The sequence below is a fragment of the Nocardioides sp. genome (assembly GCF_035703625.1).
In the GTDB taxonomy this organism is placed as follows: Bacteria; Actinomycetota; Actinomycetes; order Propionibacteriales; family Nocardioidaceae; genus Nocardioides.
The window spans coordinates 1-2267 of sequence record NZ_DASSXS010000035.1 but is presented as its reverse complement, the minus strand read 5'-3'; the positions used below and the strand labels follow the sequence as shown (position 1 = coordinate 2267).

Here is a 2267-nt window from a genome sequence, read left to right as displayed (position 1 = left end):
AACTACGAGATCCTCGACCGGCACGCCGGCTGGATGGGCAACCACGGCTTCCGCGGGATGGTGGTCGACGAGGCCCACTTCATCAAGAACACCTCCTCGCTGCGCTCGCGCAAGGTCCTCGAGATCGCCGACAAGATCCGGGGCCGCATCGCCCGGCCGCTGATGATGGCGCTGACCGGTACGCCGCTGATCAACGACATCGACGACTTCCGCGCGATCTGGCAGTTCCTCGGCTGGATCGACGAGAAGAAGCCGCGGCCGATGCTGATGGCGCAGCTCGAGGCGATCGGCCTGACCCCGATGGAGCACGACTTCTACCCCAAGGCCCGCCGTACGGTCATCGACCTCGGCATCGTCCGTCGCCGCAAGGTCGACGTCGCCGCCGACATCCCCGCCCGCCGGGTCGCCGACCTGCCGGTCGAGCTCGACGACGCCGCCACCCGCTCGATCCGCGACGCCGAGCGCAACCTCGCGCTCCGCCTCGTCCAGCGGTACGACGCAGCCCTGGCCACCCGCCGCAAGAAGGTCGAGGTCGAGGGGATCGACCACGAGCTGGTGCGCCGGGTCGCGACCTGGGAGACGCGCTCCGACGACGACGAGACGTCGGAGGAGAACGTCTTCACCATGGTGCGGCGCATCGGCCAGGCCAAGGCGACGCTGGCCGCCGACTACGCCGCCCAGCTCGCGCGCTCGGCCGGCAAGGTCGTCTTCTTCGCCAAGCACATCGACGTGATGGACGCCGCGGAGGAGTTCTTCGCCAAGCGCGAGATCAAGTACTCCAACATCCGCGGGGACCAGAGCTCGGCCGCCCGCCAGCGCAGCATCGACGCGTTCACCAACGACCCCGAGGTCCAGGTGATCGTCTGCTCGCTGACCGCGGCCGGTGTGGGCGTCAACCTCCAGGTCGCCTCCGACGTGGTCCTCGCCGAGCTGTCGTGGACCGACGCCGAGCAGACCCAGGCGATCGACCGGGTCCACCGGATCGGCCAGACCGAGCCGGTCACCGCCTGGCGGATCATCGCCGCCCAGACCATCGACGCCCGGATCGCCGAGCTGATCGACAGCAAGGCCGGCCTCGCCGCCCGGGCCCTCGACGGCGCCGACACCGACGTACCCGACTCGGCCGACATCCAGGTCGAGGCGCTCGTCGCGCTGCTGACCGACGCCCTGGAGGAACGGCAGGCCGGGGAAGCCTGAGCTGGGACGAACCCGGCTAACGTTGGCGTCGATGTCCGACGACTACTGCGAGCTGTGCGACCTGCCGAGGTCCCAGTGCATCCATGGCATGCCGCCGCCACCCCCGGCACCGGCGAAGAAGTCCGCGCCTCGATCCAGGCCGGCGAAGCGCGCGGCGCCTGCGGCCGCCACCCGGGTGCGCCCGCGCCGATGGACGCCGCCGGAGATGATCCGGCCGCACATCCTCCACGTGCTGCAGGAGGCGGGTGGGGAGCTCGAGGCCGAGGACGCCTTCGAGCGGCTGGAGTCGCGGATGGCCGACTCGCTGCTGGAGGCCGACCAGGAGCGCACCCCGGAGGGCGAGCTGCGGTGGCGGTACGCCGCCCGGCGGGCCCGGCAGGCGCTGATCGCCGACGGGCTGATGGCCAAGGCCCGGCCCGGCGTGTGGGAGCTGACGGAGGCGGGGCGCGCGGACCAATAGTGTCGGTGGTCGCCCCTAGCGTTGGTGTCGACGATGAGGGGGGTCGACATGACGGAGGACCTGGAGGCGAGCGCGGAGCTCGCGTGGCGTGAGTTCCGGCAGCGGCTGGCCGACCGGCTGGCCGCGGCCGAGGAGGACGACATCCTCCTGGTGGAGGTCGAGGCCGGGGTGGCCGACGACGACTTGCACGGGGCGGCGCCCTACGCGCAGTTCGTGGGGTGGGGCGAGGGGATGCTGCGGGCGGAGGTCGTCAGCAACGTCTACCTCGACGAGCGGTTCGGGCTGACCGCTGACGACGAGCGGGTGCTGACCGACATGGGGTGGTCGGAGCCGGCGTACGACGACGACGGTGACCCGGTGGCGGGGGAGGCGAACTTCCACCTCGATGCGCCCGTCCGCGAGGCCGACCGGGTGGCGGTGCTCGCGGTTCGGGCGCTGAGGGAGGTGTTCGGGTGCCCGCACCCGGCGTTTCTGGCGGCCGACGGGCTGGAGCCGGTGTCCGTGGCGGCCGCCGAGCCGGCTCGGGCCGATGGTGAGGTCGAGCTCGCCTACCCCGACGACGTCGACCACCTCCAGTCGCTAGTCGACGCCGCGCTGGAGGTGATGTTCG

The 2267-nt window shown here is 71.7% G+C and carries 3 protein-coding genes; all 3 read left to right on the top strand.

Going from position 1 to position 2267, the window contains the following annotated elements; genetic code table 11:
• Positions 1 to 1197 (top strand): DEAD/DEAH box helicase (locus VFN12_RS01460; RefSeq protein WP_325116767.1); only part of this gene is annotated, 1197 nt, incomplete at its 5' end.
• A 31-nt stretch (positions 1198 to 1228) separates the two neighbouring features.
• On the top strand, positions 1229 to 1657 hold the full coding sequence (locus tag VFN12_RS01455; RefSeq protein WP_325116766.1) for a winged helix-turn-helix domain-containing protein: 429 nt from the start codon (positions 1229 to 1231) through the stop codon (positions 1655 to 1657).
• Positions 1658 to 1705: 48 nt separating this feature from the next.
• Positions 1706 to 2267 (top strand): TY-Chap domain-containing protein (locus tag VFN12_RS01450; RefSeq protein ID WP_325116765.1); only part of this gene is annotated, 562 nt, incomplete at its 3' end.

Bases quoted from the DNA above. Each gene is read 5' to 3' on its own strand.
- VFN12_RS01455 (WP_325116766.1), top strand. From the start codon at position 1,229: ATGTCCGACGACTACTGCGAGCTGTGCGACCTGCCGAGGTCCCAGTGC.